This is a genomic window from Streptomyces sp. TSRI0281 (assembly GCF_001905125.1).
Taxonomy (GTDB): Bacteria; Actinomycetota; Actinomycetes; order Streptomycetales; family Streptomycetaceae; genus Streptomyces.
This window is the reverse complement of record NZ_LWLE01000012.1, coordinates 174558-198716: the sequence shown is the minus strand read 5'-3', so window position 1 is coordinate 198716 and position 24159 is coordinate 174558. Positions and strand designations below refer to the sequence as shown.

The 24159-nt window shown below is 71.1% G+C and carries 17 protein-coding genes; 7 read left to right on the top strand and 10 right to left on the bottom strand.

What is annotated here, in order from left to right:
- Positions 1-40 precede the first annotated feature (40 nt).
- Genes A6A29_RS18665 through A6A29_RS18650 form a run of 4 tightly spaced genes read left to right on the top strand, consistent with a single transcriptional unit; the run spans position 41 to position 3500 of the window.
- Positions 41-934 (top strand): 3-hydroxyacyl-CoA dehydrogenase family protein, encoded by an 894-nt coding sequence (locus A6A29_RS18665; RefSeq protein ID WP_073721233.1) that lies wholly within the window; start codon positions 41-43, stop codon positions 932-934.
- Between the two features lie 2 nt (positions 935-936).
- Positions 937-1233, top strand: coding sequence for an acyl carrier protein (locus A6A29_RS18660; protein WP_107468264.1), 297 nt, complete (start codon positions 937-939; stop codon positions 1231-1233).
- Entirely contained in the window at positions 1226-2332 is a 1107-nt protein-coding gene (locus tag A6A29_RS18655; RefSeq protein ID WP_073721231.1) for an acyl-CoA dehydrogenase family protein, read from the top strand. The genes A6A29_RS18660 and A6A29_RS18655 overlap by 8 nt, the downstream gene beginning before the upstream one ends.
- Before the next feature lie 43 nt (positions 2333-2375).
- Positions 2376-3500, top strand: coding sequence for an HAD-IIIC family phosphatase (locus tag A6A29_RS18650; protein ID WP_073721230.1), 1125 nt, complete (start codon positions 2376-2378; stop codon positions 3498-3500).
- A 45-nt stretch (positions 3501-3545) separates the two neighbouring features.
- On the opposite strand, the gene A6A29_RS18645 is transcribed toward A6A29_RS18650, so the two are convergent.
- From A6A29_RS18645 to A6A29_RS18635, 3 genes are all read right to left on the bottom strand, one after another.
- A complete protein-coding gene (locus A6A29_RS18645) occupies positions 3546-4208 on the bottom strand; it encodes an O-methyltransferase (protein ID WP_073721229.1) in 663 nt (220 codons plus the stop codon).
- Positions 4209-4211: 3 nt separating this feature from the next.
- Positions 4212-4445 (bottom strand): DUF5988 family protein, encoded by a 234-nt coding sequence (locus tag A6A29_RS18640; protein ID WP_143197007.1) that lies wholly within the window; start codon positions 4443-4445, stop codon positions 4212-4214.
- A gap of 209 nt (positions 4446-4654) precedes the next feature.
- On the bottom strand, positions 4655-5497 hold the full coding sequence (locus A6A29_RS18635; RefSeq protein ID WP_073721227.1) for an SDR family NAD(P)-dependent oxidoreductase: 843 nt from the start codon (positions 5495-5497) through the stop codon (positions 4655-4657).
- 159 nt (positions 5498-5656) lie between these two features.
- Here A6A29_RS18635 and A6A29_RS18630 point away from each other — a divergent pair, with 159 nt between their 5' ends.
- Entirely contained in the window at positions 5657-6295 is a 639-nt protein-coding gene (locus tag A6A29_RS18630; protein ID WP_073721226.1) for a TetR/AcrR family transcriptional regulator, read from the top strand.
- A 187-nt stretch (positions 6296-6482) separates the two neighbouring features.
- Here A6A29_RS18630 and A6A29_RS44805 read toward each other — a convergent pair whose 3' ends face one another.
- Complete coding sequence (locus A6A29_RS44805) at positions 6483-6734, bottom strand: hypothetical protein (RefSeq protein WP_143197006.1); 252 nt, start codon at positions 6732-6734, stop codon at positions 6483-6485.
- Positions 6735-6830: 96 nt separating this feature from the next.
- On the opposite strand from A6A29_RS44805, the gene A6A29_RS18625 reads away from it, so the two are divergent.
- Positions 6831-8183, top strand: a complete 1353-nt coding sequence (locus tag A6A29_RS18625; RefSeq protein ID WP_073721225.1) for a hypothetical protein — start codon at positions 6831-6833, stop codon at positions 8181-8183.
- Between the two features lie 387 nt (positions 8184-8570).
- On the opposite strand, the gene A6A29_RS44800 is transcribed toward A6A29_RS18625, so the two are convergent.
- From A6A29_RS44800 to A6A29_RS18595, 6 genes are read right to left on the bottom strand one after another with little or no spacing between them, the layout of a single operon-like run.
- Complete coding sequence (locus A6A29_RS44800) at positions 8571-9389, bottom strand: pyrroline-5-carboxylate reductase family protein (protein ID WP_073721224.1); 819 nt, start codon at positions 9387-9389, stop codon at positions 8571-8573.
- On the bottom strand, positions 9386-10558 hold the full coding sequence (locus A6A29_RS18615) for a pyridoxal phosphate-dependent aminotransferase (protein ID WP_073721223.1): 1173 nt from the start codon (positions 10556-10558) through the stop codon (positions 9386-9388). The genes A6A29_RS44800 and A6A29_RS18615 overlap by 4 nt, the downstream gene beginning before the upstream one ends.
- Positions 10548-11804 carry a glutamate-5-semialdehyde dehydrogenase gene (locus A6A29_RS18610; RefSeq protein ID WP_073721222.1) on the bottom strand — a complete coding sequence of 419 codons (1257 nt, stop codon included), beginning with the start codon at positions 11802-11804 and terminating at the stop codon, positions 10548-10550. The genes A6A29_RS18615 and A6A29_RS18610 overlap by 11 nt, the downstream gene beginning before the upstream one ends.
- A gap of 1 nt (position 11805) precedes the next feature.
- The gene (proB, locus tag A6A29_RS18605; RefSeq protein WP_073721221.1) at positions 11806-12879 is read right to left on the bottom strand and encodes a glutamate 5-kinase; all 1074 of its coding nucleotides are present in this window, start codon (positions 12877-12879) and stop codon (positions 11806-11808) included.
- A gap of 59 nt (positions 12880-12938) precedes the next feature.
- Complete coding sequence (locus tag A6A29_RS18600; RefSeq protein ID WP_073721220.1) at positions 12939-17999, bottom strand: non-ribosomal peptide synthetase; 5061 nt, start codon at positions 17997-17999, stop codon at positions 12939-12941.
- Positions 17996-22570, bottom strand: coding sequence for a non-ribosomal peptide synthetase (locus tag A6A29_RS18595; protein ID WP_073721219.1), 4575 nt, complete (start codon positions 22568-22570; stop codon positions 17996-17998). Before A6A29_RS18595 ends, A6A29_RS18600 begins: the two co-directional genes overlap by 4 nt.
- A 122-nt stretch (positions 22571-22692) precedes the next feature.
- On the opposite strand from A6A29_RS18595, the gene A6A29_RS18590 reads away from it, so the two are divergent.
- Complete coding sequence (locus A6A29_RS18590; RefSeq protein WP_107468246.1) at positions 22693-24105, top strand: MFS transporter; 1413 nt, start codon at positions 22693-22695, stop codon at positions 24103-24105.
- The last annotated feature ends 54 nt before the right edge of the window (positions 24106-24159 follow it).

Sequence of the window (24159 nt, the reverse complement as noted above, 5' to 3'; positions counted from 1 at the left end):
GCCCGGGAGCCGGCCGGGCCGGGACCGAAAGAGGGACGACATGGCAGCGGAGAGCGGTACGCCCGCAGCGGGGCACCGATTGGCCGTGCTCGGGGCGGGGGTGATGGGGTCGGGCATCGCCGCGCTGGCGGTCGGCCACGGCGTCGCGGTGTCGCTGATCGACCTGGACCGGCGTCGGCTGGACGCGGCCCCGGCGAGGATCGGCCACCAGGTACGGATGGCACGGCTGATGGGCGCGCTGCCGGACGAGGCCGTCCCCGGCGCTCTCGTCACCGGTCTGTCGCTCGACCGCCTGGTGGCGGCCGACGACGCGGCACCCACCGCGGTGATCGAGGCGGTCACCGAGGACGCCGACGCCAAGGCGAAGGTGCTCGCGGACGTGTCCGCACTGGTCGCGCCCGGTACCCCGATCATCTCGAACACGTCGGCGATTCCCATCGACGAACTCGCTCGGGCGACGGCCCGGCCGGTGGATCTGATCGGCACCCACTTCATGAATCCGCCCTACCTGATCCGGACGGTCGAGGTCATCCGGGGTACGCACACCGGCGAGGCCACCCTGGAGGCGCTGCGGGCACTGCTGGCCGCGCTGCGCCGCGTTCCGATCGTGGTCGACGACGCGCCGGGTTTCGTCACCAGCCGGATCCTGCACCCCATGATCAACGACGCGGTCCGGGTGGTGGCGGCGGGTACCGCGAGCGCCGATGCGGTCGACCGGCTCATGCAGGGGTGCCTGGGTCATCCGACGGGACCGCTCCGTACCGCCGACCTCATCGGGCTGGACAACCTGGTCGACTCGCTGTGGGTGCTGCACAGCCGGACCGGTGACGAAGGGTGCCGCCCCTGCGACCTACTGCTGGAGATGGTGCGGGCGGGCCACCTCGGCCGCAAGAGCGGGCGCGGCTTCTACGAGTACGAGGGAGAACACGCATGACCATGCCATCCGACCGGCCGGTGCCGGAACCCGTCGACGGCCCGGGAAGCGTCCGGACGGACCTGCTGCGGTTCCTGGAGCGGCAGACGGGGAGGACCTGGGCGACCGATGCGGACGTCTTCGGTTCCGGTGGGTTGTCCTCGCTCTTCGCCATGGAGCTGGTGGTGCATCTGGAGCGGACGTACGGCATTGCCATCCGCGGCTCCGACCTGCGGATGGAGAACTTCCGTACGGTGCTGCGGATGGCCGCGCTGGTCGAACGGCTCCGGCAGCCGGCCCCGGGCGGCTCCCATGCGTGAAGCGGTCGCCGCGGCGTCCTCGGCGCTCACCGAGCTGGTCGGCGACCGGGCGTCCGCCTGGGACCGGGCGGGCCGGCTGCCCGAGGATGTGGTGCGGAAGCTCGGTGCGGCCGGGCAGTTGACCGCTCAGATCCCGGTGCGGTACGGCGGACCGGGGTGGACCAGCGCGGACAGCGGCGAGTTCACCGCCCATGCCGGCAGCCTGTGCGGCTCGCTGCGGAGTGTCATGACCTCGCAGGGCATGGCCGCGTGGACCGTCGAACGGCTCGGTGACCCGGCGCAGGCGGCGGATCTGCTGCCGCGGCTGGCCTCGGGTGTCACGGCGGCCGTGGCCTTCAGTGAACCGCAGGCGGGCAGCGACCTGTCGGCCATCGCGACCACCGTCACCGTCGACGGGGACGCCCTGGTGCTCACCGGTCACAAGAAGTGGGTGACCGCCGCCGCCTACGCCGATCTCTTCCTGGTCGTCGCCCGGATGGGTGAGGAGGGTGCCGTGGTGGTGGTGGACCGGGCCGCCCCCGGCGTCCAGGTGCGGCGGGTGGCCGATCCGCTGGGCTGCCGGGCGGCCGGGCACGCGGAAGTCCGGCTCGACGAGGTGCGGTTGCCGATCGGCAGCCTGCTGGGAGGCGGGCGGCAGCCGCTGTCCCTGCTCGTGACGACGGCCCTGGCCTACGGCCGGATCTCCGTCGCCTGGGGCTGTGTCGGGATCCTGCGGGCCTGCGTGGCGGCGGCCGTCGACCATGCGGCGTCCCGGCACCAGTTCGGCCGGCCGCTGGGGCAGCACCAGCTCGTCGCCCGGCATCTGGCCGACCTGTGGGCCGCGGAGCAGGTCGCCACCCGGGCCTGCGAGCACGCCAGCCGCCGCTGGGACGAGAACGGGGCCGACCTGGCCACCGCCATCGTGCTGGCGAAGTACGTCAGTGCCCGGAACGCGGCCAGGGGCGCGGCCGCCGCGGTCCAGGTGCTCGCGTCGGCCGGGGCGCAGGACGGGCACATCGTCGCGCGGGCGTACCGCGACGCCAAGCTCATGGAAATCATCGAGGGCAGCAACGAGGTGTGCCAGCTGATCCTGGCCGAGCACGCGCTCGGCCGGAGGTGACCGCGCCCGTGGCCGTCGAAGAAGTCGTCGCAGGGAGCCGGACATGAGCGACACCGCCCCGGCGGTCCCGCCCGCGACCGTGAAGTGCCTGGTCTGGGACCTCGACAACACGCTCTGGCACGGCACACTGCTGGAGGACGAGGACGTCGTCCTGTCCGAAGCGATCCGCGAGGTGATCACCGGCCTGGACGCGCGGGGCATCCTCCAGTCGGTGTGCAGCCGCAACGACCACGACCACGCCTGGGCACGGCTGGAGGAGCTTGGTGTCGCCGACTGCTTCGTCCTCCCGGAGATCGGCTGGGGGCGCAAGTCGGACGCCGTACGCCGGATCACCGAGCGGTTGGGCTTCGCTCCCGGCACCGTCGCCTTCATCGACGACCAGCCGGCCGAACGGGCCGAGGTCGCCCACCATCTGCCGGAGGTGCGCTGCTACCCCGCGGAGGCCGCCGCGACGCTGCTCGGCCTGCCGGAGTTCAGCCCGAGGTCGGTGACCGTCGACTCACGGCAGCGCCGGAGGATGTACCAGGCCGGCTTCCGGCGCACGGACGAGCGGGCGCGGTTCACCGGCTCGCACGAGGACTTCCTGCGCTCGCTGGACATGGTGATGAGCATCGGGCGGGCCACGGAGGACGAACTCTCGCGGGTCGAGGAACTGACCCTGCGCACCAGTCAGATGAACGCGACGGGGGTGCACTACCCGGACGAGGTGCTGCGCGCGCTCCTCGCCCACCCCGGCTACGAGATTCTGGTCACGACGCTCACCGACCGCTTCGGGCCGCACGGTGCCGTGGGTGTGCTGCTCCTCAGGAAGCACGCGGAGGCGTGGCACCTGCGGCTGCTGGCCACCTCGTGCCGTGTGGTGGCGTTCGGCGCGGGGACGCTCATCCTGAACTGGCTGGTCGACCAGGCCGCCCGAGCCGGTGTCCACCTGCTGGCGGACTTCCGTGCCACCGACCGCAACCGGATGATGGAGATCGCCTACCGGTTCGCCGGCTTCGATGAGCAGCCCTGCGAGTGCCGGAGTCCGGTCTCAGGGCGTTCCGGCGACGATGTCCAGCTGCTGCACCTCGTCGCCGACCGGCGGGGCTCCCCCACGGTGGCCCGGCTGATCGCTCCGCACCTCACCGACCGGGCCTCACCGGCCGGGGGCGCGGGCCTTCCGGATTGAGCGCGACGGCACCGGACCGGGCCGGTCGGTCCGGTCCGGTAGCGGTCACCGTCGGCGGAGCAGAGTGATGCCGTCGGCCATCGGGAGCATGCAGATGTCGACCCGCCGATCGTCCCGGATCCTGGCGTTGACCTCACGGACACCGGCGGTGTCCGCGTCGTCGGCGAGGGGGTCGATGACCCGGCCCGCGAGAAGCGTGTTGTCCACCACCAGCAGTCCGCCCGGCCGCACGAGCCGCAACGCCGGCTCGTAGTAGCGCGGATAGTTCGCCTTGTCGGCGTCGATGAAAATGAGTCCGAAGCTCTCGGAGCGGCCGTCGGCGAGCATCTCCTCAAGAGTGTCGATCGCCGCACCGATGCGCACGTCGATCCGTCCCTCAACGCCGGCACGCCGCCAATGGCCGGCACCGATCTCGGGCCACCGCTCGCTTATTTCGCAGGTGACCAATCGACCGTGCGGCGGAAGAGCGCGAGCCATCCACAAGGTGCTGTAGCCGGTGAACGTGCCGATTTCCAGCACGTCCGCGACGCCCGCCGCCGCGATGAGAAACGCGAGGAGCTGCCCCTCCTCGGCCATGACGTGCATCGATTCCCCACCGGGCAACTCCGCGGTCACCCGGCGCAGATCGCGCAGGATCTCATCTTCCCTGAGAGAGAATTCCCTGACATATTCCAGAAGCTCCGGGCCGACCGAAACCTGATGCGCCACTGCCTACTCGGCGATCTTCGTGCTGTAGTGGAACCGGAACACGGGCACTGTCCGGCCCTCCACCAACGCCGTCTCGCTGGTGCGCACGAAGCGCTGATGCCGTCCGTAGAAAGCCACGATGAGCCGCGATGTATCCGCGACGCCCCCTTCCGGCAGCCGTTGCACACGCGGGAGTTCCGGCGGCCCACCGCACAGCACCACCAACCGACCTGCCCCCGTCGCATCCTCGCCGGCCATGCCCACCCCCACCTCTCGTCACCGCGACGGCCGACGGTCACCCGCCGGACGCCGGGAGCGATACATTTCCTTTGTACTCAATTGGGCATGATCAGAAAGAGCTCCACCAGGCGTACGGGCAGGGCGCTCGTAGTACCTCGCACGCGACGTGGATCAGCGCACGCCCCTCACTCTGTTCGCTGCACAAGGTTGCTGGGCCGCCGCGATGACTACGCGCTCCGATCGCGTACCAGATCCTGGGTGAGGCGGTGCAGACGCAGTGCGGCGTCCGGGTCGAACGACGGCCCCTTCAGCGGCAGTCGACGAGTGACGCGGTAGGCGGTGAAGCGTTCGGCCGGCGGTTCGTCCAGGAGGCGGGCCATGGGTGTGACGGCCTTCGCCACGGAGGTGGCGAGCAGGGCGAAGGACGCCTTGGTGAGGGTGCGCAGCGGTTGTGGAAGATGGTCGGGCATGCCGGTCGCCACGACCCCGGGGTTGTAGCCGATGTAGCGGATGGGGGTGCCGGCGTACACGGTGGCGAAGGCCGTGCCGAGCAGGTCGTTGGCGCGGAACGACTGCAGGGTGGCCCTGGTGCCGCTGTAGTGGCGCGTCAGTTGCAGGTCGTCCCAGCGGATCCGGCCCAGGGGGACGCCGGGGGTGCCGACGTTCATGATGACCGGCCGTGGTGCGGACTCCAGCGCCGTGCGCAGGCCGTGGCCGAGGACGTACCGGCTCAGATAGGCGAGGGCGAAGCTGTGCTCGAACCCTTCGCGGGTGACGGTGCGGGGGCCGGAGAGCCGGTACCGCTGGGCGCACAGGATCAGCGTGTCCACCGAGGTGCGGGTGCTCTCGATCGTGGCGACGAGTTCCTCGGCCGCCGCGACCGAGGTCAGGTCGGCCCGCAGGAAGGTGACGCGGTCACCGGCCGAAAGGGCCGCCGCCTCCGCCAGCAGGGCCTCGCCCTTCGCGGGTGTGCTGCCCACAGCGAGTACGCGCGCTCCTCGGCGCAGGTAGTGCAGAGCGAGCCCTTTGCCGAGCCCGTCGGTTCCTCCAGTGATGACCACGGTCCGCATCCCCGACTCCCCTTCCCTCCGGGCCGCGTGACGGACACGCGGCCCGATCTCACGGAACCACTATGCGGATATGCTGTATCCGCTTATGCGGGGACCGTACCACGAACCGGATATGCTGCATCCGGTTCAATGGGGCTACACCGACGGAAGGAGCCGTTCATGGGCAGGCAGAGGGAGGACGAGGAACCCGCCGTGACGGCGGGACGCCCGCTGAGGCGGGATGCCGAGCTCAACCGCCGGCGCATCCTCCGGGCCGGGCGCGAGGTCTTCGCCGCGCGCGGCCTTCAGGCCACGCTCAACGATGTCGCGCACCACGCCGGCCTCGGAGTCGGCACCGTCTACCGGAAGTTTCCCGACAAACAGGCGCTCGCGGAGGCCGTTTTCGGCGAGGAGCTCGACGAGATCGCGGCGATGGCGCAAGAGGCTCGGGCCGGGCGCGACGCCTTCGCCGCCCTGGCCGGCTTCCTTGAGCGGGCCCTGGCACGGGCCGCGCACAACCGCGGGCTGCGCGAGCTGATGCGCCACGGCACCGTCGAAGGCGCCGGCCTGGCCCGAGCCCGGCGGGAGATCACCTCGCACTGCGAGCAGCTCGTGGCGCGGGCCCGCACCCAGGGCTCGCTGCGCGACGGGATCACCGAGGCCGACCTCGCGCCGATCGCCGCGATGATCGACGCCATCATGTCCCTGCCCGCCGAACACCCGTCCGAGGCGTGGCGACGTTATCTGGCGATCATTCTCGACGGACTCCGCACCCATCCGCACCAGGCACGGCTGCCCGGTCCAGGGGATGCGCCCTGAGCCCTCGGGAGCAACTGCGGGCCGAGGTGGCGCAGGGGGAGCGCGCGGGTGGCGCGCCGTAGTTCGATCTTTCAGCACCTAGGTCACGCCTGGTCAGATCGGCGGGCGCAATCTCACACTGTCTGTCGGCCCTCCCGGGCTGTCGTCGGCACAGTGCCGCCCCCGGGAGCAATGACGCATGCGGTGGTCAACGTACCGGCAGGCGCATTTGGAAGGCCGAAATTTCCGGGTGGTAGCAGATATGAGTCATCAGAGTTGGCCGATTTTCGCCGTATGCGCGCACGAAGGAAGGCAAGCGGAAGGGTTCCCCGAACAATTCGCGGCTCCTCTGGGCGAGATCGCCGATGTCGAATCCCTGATCCGTGTGGCCTATAAGTATTTCGCGGCGCTCGGTGCGCACGTTCCGGCATCGCCGTCCGCGCTCTGCGGCTGCGGCCATGGGCGGGAAGCGATGTGCGCGGCATGTGGCGGCCGCTGGCTGTCCACCGCGTACAGGGCCGCGAGAATCCCCGAGAAGGCAAGTCGCGGCGCTTACATGGACGGCCTGCTGAAGGACGAACACAAGGGTGCTGCCGGGATCACCAAAGCGGCGATTCTGGGAAGCGTCCTCAAGGTGGTGGGCGATGTGTTGCGGGAATGGCATCGAGGAAACCATTTCGAGAATCCAGGAGGTGGCGAAGAGCTTTCGCTGCTCGGCAGGAACCCGTTCCTGCGGCCCGCCCCGGAGCTGTGCGACGACCATGTCGGCGAGTGCGCGATCCTGGTACTGACCAGCGGATTCCCGCTCGCCCGCGACCGATCGGACCTTTGGGCGGCATCGAGGCTGGGCCTCGGCTGGGCATGCGACTACCAGGGCGGAGACCATTACGAGTACGCGGACTGGCTGAAGGTGCAGCGGGCGACGACGCTGCCGGGCCGGGTGCGTGACGCGGAAGAAGTGGTGTGCCTCGGACTCAGTCAGGGTGTGGACTCCGGTGGGCGGGTGGACGCCCACTGGCTGTGCGACGCGGCTCTCCCCGCCGGGGTGGACCCGCTCCCGGTCCTGCTGGGCTCCGAACTCGTCAACTTCGGAATCCTCGGCGACGTCGAAGCCGACTGCGACGAGTTCGCGCGGAGCGTGGTCGCCCGCCTCGGGGTGATGATCATCTGCAGTAGCGTCGACATGGTGGACGAGGCCATGTGCGGGGAGCGCAATCTCCTCGACACCCTCTGCGAGTCCGGTGCGCGGGGTGCGATCGAATGGGCCGTGGAGCGCATCAGCGACGACTCGTGGTCCCGGTCCGAGACGGATGCGTGGGCCCTGTGGAGCCACTACGTCTGGCTGGGACAGCGGCACCGGTTCGTGTTCCGGGGGCTGCCGGAACGTACGCAGGCCGAACTGGCGACGAGTTGGCGGGACTCCGACAGCCTGTCCGCGCTGCTGCGGACGCAGCGCGCGTATCTCTCCACCGTCGTGGCCGACCCCGAGTTGCAGGTGGCCTGCGACTGCTGCGACTACGTCGCCATGGCCCGCGAGATGACGGCATGGCTGAAGGCGGCGAACGGCTCGGTCGATGTGCGGGACGAAGGACAGGTCGCGTTCGTCAAGCTCGTCGACGCGTGTGGAGTCAACGAGTGCGACAACTGGCATCGCAGCATCCTCGATCTGTGCCCGTCGCTGCGGGCGAGGCACAGGGTTCTCCTGCGGTCCCTCGTCCGCGACGTCCGGAAGTTCACCTCGGGGCTGGACCACTACGTGGCGTACCTGAAGGGCGCGGACTGCGGCTTCCTGCCCGTCCGGCCGCAACGGATCGCGGACGAAGCGTCGGCAGACCTGTGCGCGAAGTACCACGGGCACCTGATGCGCGCCGCGCAGAGCGATCAGGTGGAGTTGGCCGGAGTTCGCTGACCGCGGGGATACGGGTGTGCGGGTTGCCCGGCGGCCTCTCCTCGATCGGGCCGCTCGCGAATCGGCGCCGATCGGCGGGCCCCTTCGGGCGGGAGGCCCGTCCCGCCTCCGATCCCCGTATCCAGCCTCTCCACCGCGCCCCGGAGCGGGAGCCCATCCTGCTCCCGCTCCGGGCAGCGCTCAGCGCACTCGCGCGAAATCCGGCGCGCGGTTCAGACGGGTTCCGGACCGGTCCCGGGCGTCCGGTCCGCCGCGGAGCCGCTGTGCGGGCGTGGGGTGTGCCCCCGTGCCAGCGCGGCCACGCACGACGCGCAGCACACGGTGGCGGCAAGTGATCTGCGCAGTCCGCCCATGAAGCCCGCCCTGCCCTCCGGCCGCGTTCCCTGGTCACGCACGGGCCAGCCGTCCCATCGACAGCCGCACCGCGGCGTCCACGGCGCGCCGCGCGGCGGCAGGCACCTCGTCCGCGTCGAGCACACGCAACGCGGCCTCCGTCATGCCGCCCGGCGAGGCTACGGAGTCGATGACCGCGTCCACGGTCACCGCGTCCTGGGCGAGCAGCGCTCCGGTGCTGCGGACCGCGTGGGCGGCGAGGACCGCTGCCGTCCGCTCGTCGAGTCCCTGAGCCACGCCCGCCCCGGCGAGCGACCGCGCGAAGTGCGCGACCAGCGCCGGGCCCGCCCCGGACACCGCGCTCACCGTCTCCAGCAGTTCCTCGGCGACGGTGAGCGTCTCTCCCAGCGGTGCGAACAGCTGCTCCACGGCACGCAGCCGGGACGCGTCGGTATGGGGGCCGGCCGAGAACACGGTGGCCCCCGCGCGCACCGCCACTCCGACATTCGGCACGGCCCGCACCACCGGCACACCGGGCAGGGGTGCCGCGACGGCCTCCGTTCGCCATGACGCCACCAGTGACAGCAGCGTCTGTTCCGGGCCGAGCAGGCCGGACAGGGCGGCGAGGGCCTCAGGTGTCTGGTGCGGATGCACGGCGAGCACCACGACGTCGGCGCCCCGCACCGCGCCGGCGCTCCCGTCCACCGCGGTGATGCCGAACTCCCGGCTCAGCGCCAGGGCCCCGGCCCCGCTGCGGGACACCCCGCGCAGCAGGTGCGCGGGGTGTCCGGCGCCGACGAGGCCCTGCACCAGGGCGCGGGTGATGCGGCCGCAGCCGATGAACGCGAGCGTCGGGTGGGCCGCCCCGCTCACCGGGTCTCCTCGATCAGGGTGGCCACCGCGGAGACCCCACGTACCAGGCGCTCCTCGCTCTCCGCGCCGACCGCGATCCGTACGAACCGGTCGCACGAGGCGCCGTAGCCCGAGCCCGGTACCACTCCGACCCCGTGCCGTACGAGCAACTCATGGGCGAAGTCATCGGAGTTGAGCTTCGAGCCGCCGAGCGAGGCGAACAGATAGAAGGTGGCGTCCCCTTCGAGGCAGTCGACGCCCCGGTCGGCGAGGAGCCGGCCCATACGGTTGCGGGTTTCCACCACCCTCCGGATCTGCGGCCTGGTGCGCTCCAGGACGGATTCGAAGTGCTCGGCGAGGTAGTAGCTCAGAATCGTCGGTGCGCACGTGACGAGATGCTGCTGGATCTTGATGATCTGCGAGAGCAGGGACGCTCCCGCGACCAGATAGCCGATCCGCCAGCCCGAGATCCCGTAATTCTTCGACATCGAGTTGCACACGATGGTGTGCCGCTTGTCCGGGTCGTGCTCAAGAGCCGAGACGAAGCGCTCACCGGCGGGCACGAACTCGTGGTAGGCCTCGTCGGCGATGAGGAACAGACCGTGCTGGTCGGCCAGCCGGTGCAGGCCCCGCAGCTGATCGGCGCTCAGGCGGCGACCGGTGGGGTTGTGGGGATTGTTGACGATGACCGCCTTGGTGCGCGGCGTGATGCGGGCGCCGAGCTCCTCCACGGACTCGTACCAGGGCGTCATCACCGGCACGGCACGGGCGAGGCGCACCTGGTCGGGATAGCTCACCCACAGCGGCTCCGGGATGATCACCTCGTCGCCCGGTTCGAGCAGCGCGGTGAGCGCCATGTAGATCGCCGCTTTGGACCCGGCGGTCACCAGGATCTCCTGGGCCGCGTCGACCGGGGCGGTGGAGATCTCCTGCTGGTACGCGGCCAGCTTCTCGCGCAGCAGTGGCACGCCCCGGGAGTGGGAGTAGTGATGGATCTTCTGGGCGGGCAGCCCTTCGAATGACGGCAGGGGGATGTCGAAGAACGCCTCTCCCAGGGAGAGCGTGATGATGTCCCGGCCGGCTTCCTGGAGTTCGTAGATCCGGTTGTTGAGCCGGATCGATGACGCCTCCGAGATCCCGTCGAGCAGGCTGGAGTGCCGCGGCGGCAGCAGTGGGGTCTCAGAGAACACGGACCTGCCCGCTTCCCCAGACGACGTTCTTGACACAGGTCAGGGACTCCAGGCCCATCGGACCGCGGGCGTGCAGCTTCTGCGTGGAGACGCCGATCTCGACGCCGTAGCCGAACTCGCCGCCGTCGGAGTAGCGCGTGGACGTGTTCACGAAGACGCTGCCGGAGTCGATCGCGCGGGCGAAGCGCCGTGCCACCGCGATGTCCTGTGCCACGATGCCCTCGGCGTTGCGCGTTCCGTAGCGGTTGATGTGGGCCAGGGCGTCGTCGAGGCTGTCGACGACCTTCACCGCGAGCACCAGGTCCAGATACTCCGTCTCCCAGTCGGCTTCCCGCGCCTCCACGGCAGCGGGCCACGCCCTGCGGGTGCGGTCGTCGCCGCGGATCTCGACGCCCAGATCCCGCAGCGCGTCGAGGGTCTTGGGCAGCCAGTCCGCCGCCAGGTCGGCGTGGACGAGGAGTGTCTCCACGGCGTTGCACACGCTGGGGCGGGACGTCTTGCCGTTGACCACGATGTCCGTCGCCATGGCCGGGTCCGCTGTCGCGTCCACGTACACGTGGCAGTTGCCGTCGCCGTCGATGACGGTCGGTACCGTCGCGTTGTCCTGCACCGTCTTGATCAGGCCGGGGCCGCCGCGGGGCACCAGCAGATCGAGGTACTCGTCGGCGCGCAGCAGCTCCAGGGCCGCCTCACGCGATGTGTCGCGGACGAGCTGCACCGCGTCGTCGGGCACGTCCTCCTGCCGCCGCAGGACCTCCGTGAGGACATCGGCGATGGCGGCGTTGGTGTGCTGTGCGATCGACGAGCCGCGCAGGACCGCCGCGTTGCCCGTCTTCAGGCACAGGGCCGCGACGTCGGCCGTGACGTTGGGCCGCGCCTCGTAGATCACGGCGACCACGCCGAGGGGCTCGCGGACCTGCTCGATCTGGAGGCCGTTGGGCCGGGTCCAGCCCTGCACCACCGCGCCGACGGGGTCGGGCAGGTCGACGATCGTGCGGATCGCCTTCGTCATGCCGGCGATGCGTGTGTCGGTGAGGGTCAGCCGGTCGATCAGGGTCGCCGAGGTGCCGGCCTCGCGGGCGGCGGCGACGTCGAGCTGATTGGCCTCCTGCAGCCGGGCCGCGGCCGTGTCGATGGCTTCGGCCATCTCCAGGAGCACCCGGTCCTTGACCTCGGTCGTCAGTTCCTTCACGACCAGCGACGCCTCGTAGGCACGGCGGCAGATCTCATTGACAGGTACGGACATCTCAGGCCTCCAGAAAACTGATGTAGTCGACGTGATGGATGACGGTGGTCCCAGTGGGCTGGCGCATGCCCGTGATCGTGTCGCACGCCGTACTGGCGCGGCCGCGGGCGATGACGCCCTGACCGGGCACGAGCACATCGACCACGGCGTTCGCGGTGAAGGCGCCCTCGCCCGCGATGCTGTGACCGAGCGTCAGCGGCCTGCCGTCGCGCACGGCGGCGACCGCCTCGGGGCGGCACACGACCCGGCCCGCAGGTGGCGCGCCCAGGGCCCGCCACAGTCGGCCGAGGTCAAGCTCCTTGTCCGGCGTACGCGGGTGGACGAGTGTGCCGACGGGCTTCCCGACCACCGCGCGCACCACGACGTCGGGGCTGTCGGCTCCCGCGATGACGGTGGGGACACCGGCCATGGAGGCGATCCACGCCGCGCACAGCTTCGCGGGCATTCCGCCGGTGCCGAGCCCTTGCGCGGCCAGACCGGCGAGGCGCTCCACCTCCGGGGTCATGGCGAGCACTTCGGGGATGAGCCGGGCGTCGGCGTCGCGCCGCGGATCGCTCTCGAACAGTCCCGGCACATCCGTCAGCAGGACCAGCCTCGCCGCGCCGAGCGCCGCGGCGAGCAGCGCCGCGAGCACATCGTTGTTGCGGACCATGACGGCGTCGTTCTCGTTCACCACCGGTACGAGCCCGCTCGCCAGGCTCTCCTCGACCACGGCGCGGGCGCTGTCGCGGTGCTCGGAGTGCGTGAGGTCGGGCGGCGTCAGGAGGATCTGCGCCGCGAGGAGTCCACGGTGGGCCAGGGCCTGGCGGCATGCGTCGAACAGCACTCCTTGTCCGACAGCGGCGGCGAGCTGGCGGCTGTGGGCCGGCCGTTCGCCGATGGGCGTGAGCAGCAGCGCGTCACCCGCGGCGATGGCTCCGGACGCGATGAGTACCGGCTGCACGCCGTCGGCGCGCAGCTGCACCACCGCGTCCGCGAGCGCGTCCAATTTGGCCGGGTCGGGGCGTCCCTCCGACATGAGGGAGGACGTCCCGATCTTGATGACGACGCGTCCTGGAGCGGCGCCGAGCGACATGCTTAACCTGCTTCCGGTAGGGGACATGTGCGCGCACGGGGATGAGCCGGGTGAAGCGGTCAGGAGGAGGGCGCGGTGTCGCCCGGTCCGTCGTCGGCGGAGGTGAAGCGCGCCATCTCCTGCGCCGTCATGCCCAGCACCTCCGCCGTGATCACCTCCTCGACCTTCTGCGCGAGCAGGGCGACGGTCGGGTTCTCGAAGAGGGCACGGACGGGCAGCGTGACCGCGAAGGCCTCGCGTACGCGGGACACCACCTGGGTGGCGAGGAGCGAATGCCCGCCCAGGTCGAAGAAGTTGTCGTGCGGGCCGACCGGCCCGACTGCGAGGACCTGTGTCCAGATGCCCGCGATGATCTCTTCCTGCGCCGAGCCGAGCGCCTCGGCCTCGGCTCCCCCGCCGTGTGCCGCGTCGGGCTCGGGCAGGGCCCGTCGGTCCACCTTGCCGTTCGGATTCAGCGGCAGTTCGGGCAGGGGCACGTACGACACGGGGATCATGTAGTCCGGCAGCAGTGTCCGCAGGAAGTCCTTGAGCGCTTTGGTGGCCGGGGCCGTACCGCCCGCCACCGGCACGAGGTACGCGGTGAGCCGAAGTCCGCCGCCCGGCCCCGGGTGGACGAGCACGGCCGCGTTCTGTACCTGTGGGTGTGTGCTGATGACCACCTCCACCTCGGCCGGCTCGATGCGGAACCCGCGGATCTTCACCTGGTCGTCGGTGCGGCCCGCGAACTCCAGCCGACCGTCCGTCGTCCAGCGCGCCACATCGCCGGACCGGTACATCCGGCTGCCCGGTTCGCCGCTGAACGGGTCGGCGACGTAGCGCGCCGCGGTCATGGAGGGGCGTCCGATGTAGCCGCGGGCCAGCGCGGAGCTGCGCAGATACACCTCGCCACGGACCCCGACGGGCACCGGACGCAACCGCTCGTCCAGGACGTAGACCGCCACATTGGGCAGCGGCGTGCCGATCGGCGGGCGGGCCGGCCACCGCGCCGGTTCGCCGCCCAGGGTGAGGCGCGTGACGGCGTGCGTCTCGGCGGGCCCGTACTGGTTCTCCAGGACCGCTCCGTCGAGTGCGGCCAGGAACTCGCGGATCTCGGTGGTCAGACGCAGCGCCTCACCACCGACGATCACCTCTGTCAGGGTCAGCGGCAGCGTGTGCCGGTCCGCCCGCCGCGCCCAGGTCGCGGCGAGCTGCTGGAGCATGGAAGGGGAGGAGTACATGCGCTGGACGCGCTCCTCGGCGAGCACGTCGAGCAGGCGGTCCAGGTCCTCCCTCGTGCGGTCGTCGATCACGGTGAGCGTGCCGCCCGCCGCGAGCGTCACATAGAACTCCTGCAGCGCGACGTCGAAACCGATGGACGACAACTGGGCGACATGACGGGCTCCATGACCGTCCGCCAGCTTCCAGCCCACCAGGTTCTCCAGCGTGCTGTCGCACAGACCGATGCCCTTGGGGCGGCCGGTCGAGCCGGAGGTGAACAGCACGTGCGACAGATGGCCGGGGAGGGCCTTCCGCGCGGGCCGGGTCGTCGGCTCCGCGCAGGCCCGCGCCAGGAACTCCTCGGCCCCGACCAGCGCCGCGGCAGCACCGGCGACGCACTGTTTGAGCCCCGACCCGTACACGACCAGGCCCGCGCCCGCGCTCTCCAGCATGTAACCGAGACGATCGGCGGGGTGGATCGGATCGAGCGGGAGATACACGCCGCCCGCCTTCATGATGCCGAGCATGAGCACGAACACGTTCACACCGCGGTTCATGCAGACGCCGATCACCTGCTCGGGCCCGCACCCCCGGGCCCGGAGCGCGTTGGCCACCTGGTTGGAGCGGGCTTCCAACTCGGCGTAGGTCAAGGACTCCTGGCCGTCCGCGAGAGCCGTGCGGTCAGGGGTGCGCGCCAGCTGGTCGGTGAACGTGTCGACGATGCTGCCGCCGGTGCGCACGTCGACCGGGTCCCGGTTCCATTCCACCAGCAGCGTCCCGCGCTCCCGGTCGTCCAGGGCCGACAGCTGCGACAGTGGGCGGTCGGCCCGCTCGGCGATGCTGGCGAGCAGTCGCACGAACTGCCGGACGAGCCCTGCGGCCGTATCCCCGGTGAACAGATCCGTGCTGTGCACGAGCCGCCCCGAGAGAAGGCCGTCCCGGTCCTCCAGATACATTTCGAGGTCGAAACGGGCCACGCGGGCGGGCATCGGCACCGGCACGCACTCAAGGTCGCCGGGCAGCGTCGGCTCGGCGACGCTGTCGACGTCGAACCACACCTGGAACACCGGATTGCGGCCGAGGTCACGCTCGCCGGTCAGCTCCGCCACGACATGCTCGAAGGGGTACGCCTCGTGGGCGTAGGCGTCCAGGGTGACCTCGCGTGCCTGCCGCAGCAGCTCCGTGAAGTGCGGATCGCCGGACCAGCGCAGACGCAGCGGGATCGTGTTCACGAAGAAGCCGATGAGCTCGTCGAGTTCAGGACGTACTCGTCCCGAGACGGGGGAACCGGTCACGATGTCGCTGCTCGCGCTGTGCTTGGCGAGCAGCACGTCGAACCCGGCGAGCAGCACCATGAACAGGCTCGCGCCGTGGGCGCGCCCCAGAACACGCAACTCGTCGGCCACGGCGACCGGGACGGTGAAGTCCACCTGCGCTCCGCGCCCGGAGGGCGTCCTGGGACGAGGCCGGTCCGTCGGCAGGTCGAGGGAGTCCGGAGCCCCGGCCAACTGCGCGCGCCAGAAGGCGAGGTGACGTGCGTTCTCGGAGTCGTCCAGCATCGTGCGCTGCCATGCGGCGTAGTCGGTGTACTGCACCGGCAGCTCGGGCAGCGGCACGGAACGTCCCCGGGCCGAACCGTCGTAGAGGGCGGACACCTCCGCCCAGAACACGTTCATGGACCAGCCGTCCACGACGATGTGCTGGAACGTCACTGCCAGATAGTGCGTCGCGTCGTCCGTACGGATCAGCCGCGTGCGCATCAACGGGCCGCGGGCCAGGTCGAACGGCTCGCCCGCGCAGCGCCGTGCCACCGCACGCGCTTCGGTCTCGGCCCGCTCGGGGTCGAGGCCCGACAGATCCGTCCAGGTCAGCGGGAGGTCAGCGGGCGCACCGATGACGACGCGTGGCAGGCCGGCCACGCTCACGAAGGTGCTGCGCAGCACGTCGTGACGGCGCCGGACCTCGTTGACGGCGCGCTCCAGGGCACAGACGTCCAGGCGTCCCGCGATGCGCCACAGCCCCTGCACGTTGTAGAGCGCGGAGTCGGTGCCGACCTGGTCCAGGAACCACAGCCGCTGCTGTGCGAAGGAGAGTTGGGGATCGCCGGTGGCGGGGGCGATGGCCGGTGCGGTGGCGCCGCCCGCGTGCGCCACGAGCTCCGTGAACGCGCGCACGGTCGGGTGGTCGAACAGGCCGCGTACCGGGACGTCCACGCCGTACGCCTCGCGGGTACGGGAGACGATCTGCGCGGCCTGCAACGAGTGGCCGCCCCGTTCGAGGAAGTCGTCGTCGATGCCGAGTTCGGCGCCGCCGAGGATCTCCGTCCACAGCGCGGCCATGTGTCGCTCCGCGTCGTTGCGAGGCGGCACCGGGGGCGCCGTCCGTGGTGCGGCGGGCACCGTCAGCGCGGAGCGGTCCACCTTCCCGTTGGCGTTCAGCGGCAGTTCGGACAACTCCACGAACATGCCCGGCACCATGTAGTCGGGCAGACGGCCGCGCACGAACTCCCGCAGCTCGGCGGCGCTCGGTGAAGCGGCCCCGGCCGGCACGGTGTAGGCGACCAACTGCTGCCCCAGAGCTGTCGGGCGTGCCACGACACAGACCTGGCGCACCTCCGGGTGCGTGGCGAGGGCCGCCTCCACCTCGGCGGGCTCAATGCGGTGGCCGCGGACCTTGACCTGGTCGTCGGCCCTGCCCATGAACTGGAGCGTCCCGTCGGGCAGCGTCCGCACGAGGTCACCCGAGCGGTACATGCGGGTGCCGGGCGGGCCGAAGCGGTCCGCGACGAACCGTTCGGCGGTCAGCGCGGTGGACCCGAGATAGCCGCGGGCCAGGCAGGGACCCGCGATGTACAGCTCCCCGGTGTCCCCGTCCGCCACCCGGCGCAGCGCCGCGTCGAGCACGTGGATCCGCACCCCGTCGCCGGGGCGGCCCAGCGAGGGGATGCGTGCGTCGTCCGCGCGGCTCAGCGTGACCTGGACCGTCGCCTCCGAGGGCCCGTACGCCAGGAGAACCTGATGGTGCGCCGACCACAGGGTGAGCATCTCGGCGGAGAGCGCCTCCCCGCCGATGGTCAGGGTGAGGGGCGCCGGTACCTGGGTGGGCACGAGCGTACCGAGCACGCCCGGCGTGGTGGCCAGGTGGGTGACAGCGTGATCCCGGAGCAGGGCGAGGAGTTCGTTCCCGACGGGCTGTCCGCCGGATGCCGGAAGGACGAGGGTCGCGCCGCTGAGCAGGCCCGTCACGAGGTCGCCGAGGCTGACGTCGAAGTTCGGCGAGACGCCCTGCAGCACCCGGCTGCCCGGACCGATGCCCTGGCGGTCCATCGCGGTCGTCAGGAGATCGGTGAGCCCGGTGTGCGTGACCTGCACTCCCTTGGGCGTCCCCGTCGAACCCGAGGTGTGGATGACGTACGCGGGGTGCTCGGGGAGCAGCCGGGCGCGCCGCTGGGTGTCGGTCGGCGCCGTTTCCGGGTAACCCATGGCGACATCCGGCTCTTCGCCGAGTACGAGCACGTCCGGGGCCGCACCGTACGTAGCCGTACCGTCCGGGGCCGCACCCTCCGTAGCCGCACCGTCCGGGGCCGTACCGTCCGCGCCTGCGCGGATGGTCAAGGTGGGGCGGGCACTCGAATGGAGTGCCGCGATCCGCTCCGGGTGGTGTGTGGGGTCCACCGGCAGATAGCAGGCGCCGGACTTGAGGACCGCGAGCAGAGTCACCACCCACCGCGGAGAGCGCGGAAGCTCGACCGCGATCACCTTCTCGGGTCCCGCGCCGCGCTCGATCAGTTGGTGGGCCAGGCGGCTCGACGCGCGGTCGAGTTCCGCGTAGCTGAGGGCGGTGCCGACGGCCCGCACCGCGGTGGCCTCCGGCCGGGCGGCCACCGCGGCGGCGAACAGCGAGGGAAAGGTCTGCATGGTCATGACTGCGACGCCTCAGGTGCGCTCTCGGGGCCGGTGGGTACGGGGTCGGGGCGCCTGGCGCGCCGAAGGGCCGGCCGTGACGGCCTGGCCCGTCCGAGCCGCTCGGCCAGCTCGGCAACGGTGGGTGCTTCGAACACGTCGGGGATGCGCAGATCGAGGCCGAGGCGGGCGCGCACCCGGCTCACGAGACGTGTGGCGAGCAGTGAATGACCGCCGAGTGTGAAGAAGTCGTCGTCCACCGACACGCTCGGCTGCCCGAGGATCTCGGCGAACATCTCGCACAGCGCCGCCTCCTGCGATGTGCGGGGAGCGCGTCCGGCGCCGGACGCCGGGGCAGCGGGGTCGGGCAGCGCGTCGAGATCGAGCTTGCCGTTCGGGGTGAGCGGCAGCTCATCGAGCACCTCGATGCTCGACGGGACCATGTAGGAGGGCAGACACTCGGCGAGGCTCGCCCGCACGGATGCGGCGAGCTCCGTCGCGCGCTGTCGCCGCCCGGGGTCGTTGGTCAGCTCGTCGACGCGTCGGGTACGGGGCTCCGGGGAGCGGTACGTGCCGGTCGCCCGCGCCGCGCCGCGTTCCATGAGGACCGCGTCGAAGAGGTGCTCGCCGCCGGCTCCCGACCAGGTGACGGCGGCATGGAGGCCGAGGCTGTCGGCGAGGGCGTACACGTCCTCCGGGTCGACGGCCGTCCCGCCGGGACGGGGTGCGCCCATGTCCGCGTGCACTGCGTGCAGTGCGGCCGCCTCGGCCTGCAGACGGGCGTTGGGAATGCCGGTCACCCGCAGCTCGCGAGGCCGTCGTCCGACGAGCCGCTCCCCCAGGGCCGTGAGTGAGCCCAGCGAGTCCCAGTCGGTGCTGTCGGCTTCGGTCACGTCTCTGACCTCCGCGCCCGTGGTGTACAGAACCGCGTCGTAGCGGTGGCGGGTCAGCTCGTTGTGCGTCCGGCCGCGGCGCAGCTGGATGTCCACGCCTTCCACCGCGGGCAGCGTACGGGCCAGGTACATGAAGCAGTCGGGATCGACCAGGAGTTCGCGCTCCTGGACGAGGTCCTGTGCCACCTGCGCCGCGATCTCCCGAGGGTCGCCGCCGTCGCGCGATCGGATGGCGGTGCGCAGCGTCCGCAGCAGTCGCACGTTGCGTACGTCGCCGACGAAGACGGCGCCGCCGGGCGCGAGATGCCGGACGAGGGCCTCCATGACGCCGGCGAGGTAGGAGGCACTGGGGAAGTACTGCACGACCGAGTTGAGGACGATGGTGTCGAAGTGGCCCTCGGGCAGACCGTCGAGCACATGCGCGGCCTGCTTGCGCACCTGAACGCGGCCCGTGAGGTCCGCGCGTCCCGCGACGAGCTGCCGCAGCCGCTCCACCACGTCGTCCGATACGTCGGTGGCGCAGTACTCCTGGCAGTGCGGCGCGATCCGGGACAGCAGCAGGCCGTTGCCCGCACCGATCTCCAGGACCCTGCGAGGTGCGAGGCCGCGGATCCGGCGCACGGTGGATTCACGCCACTCGGCCATCTCCGCCTCAGGGATGGGGGCGCCGTCGTACACACTGGTCCAGATCGCGAAGCTGTCCTCGACCGCCTTGCCGTGAGCCGGCAGGGCGTCCCGGTACAGGGAGTCGTACACCGCCTGCCAGGCGTCGAGTTGGCGTTCCTCAAGGCCGGGCAGGCCGGCGGCATCGGGGCGGGGGACGACATAGGCGGCGAGTGCCGGCTCGCCCGCCGGGGTGCGGCGCAGCCGCACGGCCGCGCGCTCCACGCCCGGGTGCGCCGCTGCCGCGGACTCGATCTCGCCCAGCTCGATCCGGTAGCCGCGCAGCTTCACCTGGTGGTCGGTGCGGCCCAGGCATTCGAGTTCGCCGTCGGCGGTCCAGCGGGCGAGGTCGCCGGTGCGGTACATCCGGCTCCCCGGCGCGCCGAACGGGTCGGCGACGAAGCACGTCGACGTGAGACCGGGTCGTCCGAGATAGCCGCGGGCCAGCCCGAGACCCGCGATGTACAGCTCACCGGTGACTCCGGGCGGTACGGGCTGCAGATGCCGGTCGAGCACGTACGCGCGGTTGTTCCACAGCGGGACTCCCACGGTCGGGGCGCCCGGGGAACCGTCCAGGACCTTCGCCGTGGAGTAGATCGTGGTCTCGGTGGGGCCGTAGAAGTTGGTCGCGTCGGCGGCGAGCGCGTGCATGGTGGCGCCCAGTTCGGCCGAAAGAACCTCGCCGACGGTCAGCATGCGCATCCCGCGCAGGCTCTCCGGGTCCGCCTCGGCGAGGGCGTGCCAGAGCGAGGGTGTGGCCTGCATCAGCGTGGCGCCGCGCTCGCGGGCCGCGGCGGCGATCGCGCCTGCGTCCTTCAGCAACTCCGGTTCGGCCAAGAGGAGTTGGCCGCCCGTGGAGAGCGGCAGCAGAATCTCCACCGCCGCGATGTCGAACGCCGTCGTGGTGATCGCGAGGAACCGGTCCTGAGGGCCGGGCCGCAGTCGCTCGGCCACGCACCCCAGCAGATTGGCCAGGGCGGCGCGGGGAATGACGACGCCCTTGGGGCGGCCGGTCGAGCCGGAGGTGTAGATCACGTACGCCGGGTGCGCGGGCTCGATCGCGGGAACCGGCAGCGGTCCGGGCGCGGAACCGGGCATCGCCGCACTGCCGTGGATGTCAGAGCTGCCGGGACCGACGGGGCCGACGAGGTCGTCAGGGCTGTCGAGGCTGTCGAGGCTGTCGAGCAGCAGCATCGGCGTGTCGGTCTCGGGCAGACCCGTCATCGCCTCGGCAGTCGTGAGGATCAGCGTCGCCCGGCAGTCCGTCAGGATGTGGGCCACTCGGCCCACCGGCTGGTCCAGGTCCAGTGGTACATATGCCGCCCCGGACTTGAGGACGGCGAGCAGCCCGACCACCGTCGCCGCCGAGCGCGGCACGGCCAGCACCACGATGTCCTCGGGACCGATTCCCCTCGACCGCAGCGACCGCGCCCACCCGTCGGCCCGGTCCCGCAGTTGGCGATACGTGAGGGTGTCCGAGCCGCAGCGCACTGCGACGGCATCGGGGGTGCGGGCCGCCCAGGCGTCGAAGGCCGCGACCGGCTCGGCGCCGGCCGGCACCGGTGTGCTGGTGGCGTTCCAGTCCTCGATCAGCGTGGTCGCCTCGTCGTGACCGAGCGGCGACAGGCGCGACAGCGGCAGTTCGGGATGCGTGGCCACGGCGCGCAGCAGCGTCTTCAAATGGCGCGCGAGCCGCTCCACGGTCGCCGGAAGGAACAGATCGGTGCTGTACAGGAAGTGCCCCGCCAGCTCCCCCTCGTCCACGGCGATGCGCAGCTCCAGGTCCATGCGCGCGCTGTGCCGGTCGCGGGGCAGGTCCGCCACATCGAGGCCATGGGGCTGTTCGAAGGTGTGGTCGCGCCCGCCGTCGAACCAGATCTGACACAGCGGGGTACGGCTGATGTCACGGGTGGGGGCCACCTCCTCCACGATACGTTCGAAGGGCACGCCGTCATTGGCATAGGCGTCGAGCGAGACGTCCCGGACCTTTTCGAGCAGTTCCAGGAAGGTCGGGTCGCCCGACCACGAGACGCGCAACGGCAGCAGATTGACGAAGAATCCGATGAGACCTTCGAGCTCGGGGCGTGCGCGGCCCGAGGAGGGTGTGCCGGTGACGATGTCGGTGCTGCCGGTGTACCGCGACAGAAGCGCGTCGAAGGAGGCGAGCAGCACCATGAACAGGGATGCGCCGTGATCACGCCCGAGTCTGCGCAGCCCTTCCGCGACGTCCGTGTCGACGGTGAACTCCACCTTCCCCGCTCGACCGCTGAGCGTGCGCGGACGTGGCAGATCGGTGCGCAGGTCGAGCGCGGAGGGGGCGGCGTCGAGCAGTTCCTTCCAGAAGCGCAGCCGGTCGGCCGCCTCCTCGCCGCGCATCCACTCCCGCTCCTGCGCGGCGAACTGGGTGTGCTGCAGGGGCAGCGGGGGCAGCGGTGACGGGCGTGGGGTGCGGAACGTCTCGTACAAGGCGCTGAGTTCACCCCACAGCACTCCCATCGACCAGCCGTCCACGACGATGTGATGGAAGTTGAGCATCAGGGCGTGCTGATCCGGCGCGAGCTTGAACAGGCGGGCACGCATCAGGGGGCCGGCCGACAGGTCGAAGCCCTCGGCCGCGTCCGTGCCTGCGAGCCGGATCGCCTCGGCACGGGCCGGGGCGGGGCCCGGCGCGGAGAGGTCGACGAGGTCGAGGGGGAACCGTCCGGGCTCGGCGACGATCTGCCGGAGGGTTTCGTCCTCCTCCTCGAACCGCGCTCGCAGCGAGTCGTGCCGGTGCCATACCGCATCGAGGGAAGCCCGCAGGGCCGCCACGTCGAGCTCCCCGCTGATCGACCACAGCGTGTCGACGACATGCATAGGGGCTTTCGGCATCAATTGCTCAAGAAACCAAAGCTGCCGTTGTGCGAACGACGCAATGCCCTTGTCCTGTGCGCGAGGTATGCCGGCCGGCTGGGCCGCCCTCCCGGAAGTTCCCGCCGCAGTCCCCCGCAGGCGCTGCCTGATGAGGTCCTGCTGTTCAGGAGTGAGTTGGCTCATTTGTATTCCCCCCATCGCCCGACGCGCATCCGGCGTGCCCAGCGGCGTTGAGGAGCATATGCAGAAAGCGATTTTCAACAGATGGCCAGAGGTCGTCAGTTGGAGGCGGATCCGTATGGTAGGTGGCTGGTGGGACTGGTCGTGTGCGAAGCGGGCCGCCGAATTCCCGATGTCTCGCCGGCGGGACGGGCATAGTCCCGGTGCTGCTCTTTACGGCAGGACGCGGCGCGCTTCAACGGGAGAACGAAAGGCAAGTGGTGGCTCAAACAGCGCGGCGGGTCGAGCGGTACGTCCCCTTTGCTCCGGTGTTATCGCACCCGCGGCTGCGGCGCGTATGGCCGGGGTTCATCGTTTCGTTCCTCGGTGACGGCATGAGTGCCGTCGCGGTCAGCTGGCTGGCGTTGCAGCTGGCCCCCCAGCAGGGCTACGGACTGTGGGTCGCGCTTGCCGTGGGCGCCTACACGCTGCCGGGTGCCGCGGGGGTGGTGCTGCTGGGGCCGCTGATGCGGGGGCGCGGCGGAGCCCAGCTCCTCGCGTGGAACGCGTGGCTGCGGACGGTGGGGCTGGGCCTGATACCCGTCGCGGCCCTCTTCGACGTCCTGTCCATCGGCGTGTACGTGGGGCTGCTGGCCGCCTCGTCGCTGCTGCGCTCGTGGGGCTCGGCCGGGTACTACACACTGGTCGCGGAGATGCTTCCCAAGTCCCGGCACCTGTCGGCCAACGCACTGATCTCGACGCTCAGCCAGACCGGGATCCTGATCGGACCGGTGATCGCCGGACTGCTCATCGCCTGGGTCGGAGCGCTGTGGGCGCTGGCGGTCGACGCGCTCACCTTCGCGATCCTGGCGGTCACCTGCCGGTTCGCGCTGCCGACGATGCCCCGTACCGAGCAGGCGAAGCGGGACAAGGACCGGACCGCAGGGTTCCGGTTCATCGCCCGCCAGCCGGCGCTCCTCGGCGTGATGGCACTGACGTTCGGCTTCTACCTGCTGTACGGACCCATCGAGGTCGGTCTGCCGGTGCATGTCGCCGACGATCTCAAGGCCCCGGCCTCGGTCCTGGCGTGGCACTTCGCGGCATTCGGCGCGGGTGCTGTCGGCGGCGGACTGCTCGCCGCACACCTGGGACGGCTGCCGCACTGGCTCGTCCTCAACGGCAGCGTGATCGGCGCGGGCCTCGCCCTCCTGCCGCTGGGCCTGGGAGCACCGATCGCCGTGACAGTGCCCTGTTTCGGTGCCGTCGGCGTGCTCTACGCCCCCTTCGGCGCCACCTCGACCGCCCTCATCCAGCGCACCGTCGGCGCGGACGACCTCGCGCAGGTACTCGCGGCCAGGAGCGCGCTCCTGGTGACGTCGGGCCCGGCCGGAATCGGGATCGGTGGACTGATCGTCGCCGGCTGGGGCGCGGGCCGCACACTCCTCTCCGCCACCCTGGCCACGCTCGGCCTGGGTGTCGTCAGCGCCGTCCTGTGCGGGCTGCGCCGTGTCCGGCCGCGGCCCCCGCAGCCGACCGAGGTGAGCGGCGTCGTGCGCTGACTCCGCACGGCGCCGCCGAGGGCTGTCCCGTCATCCCCGGCGGGACAGCCCTCG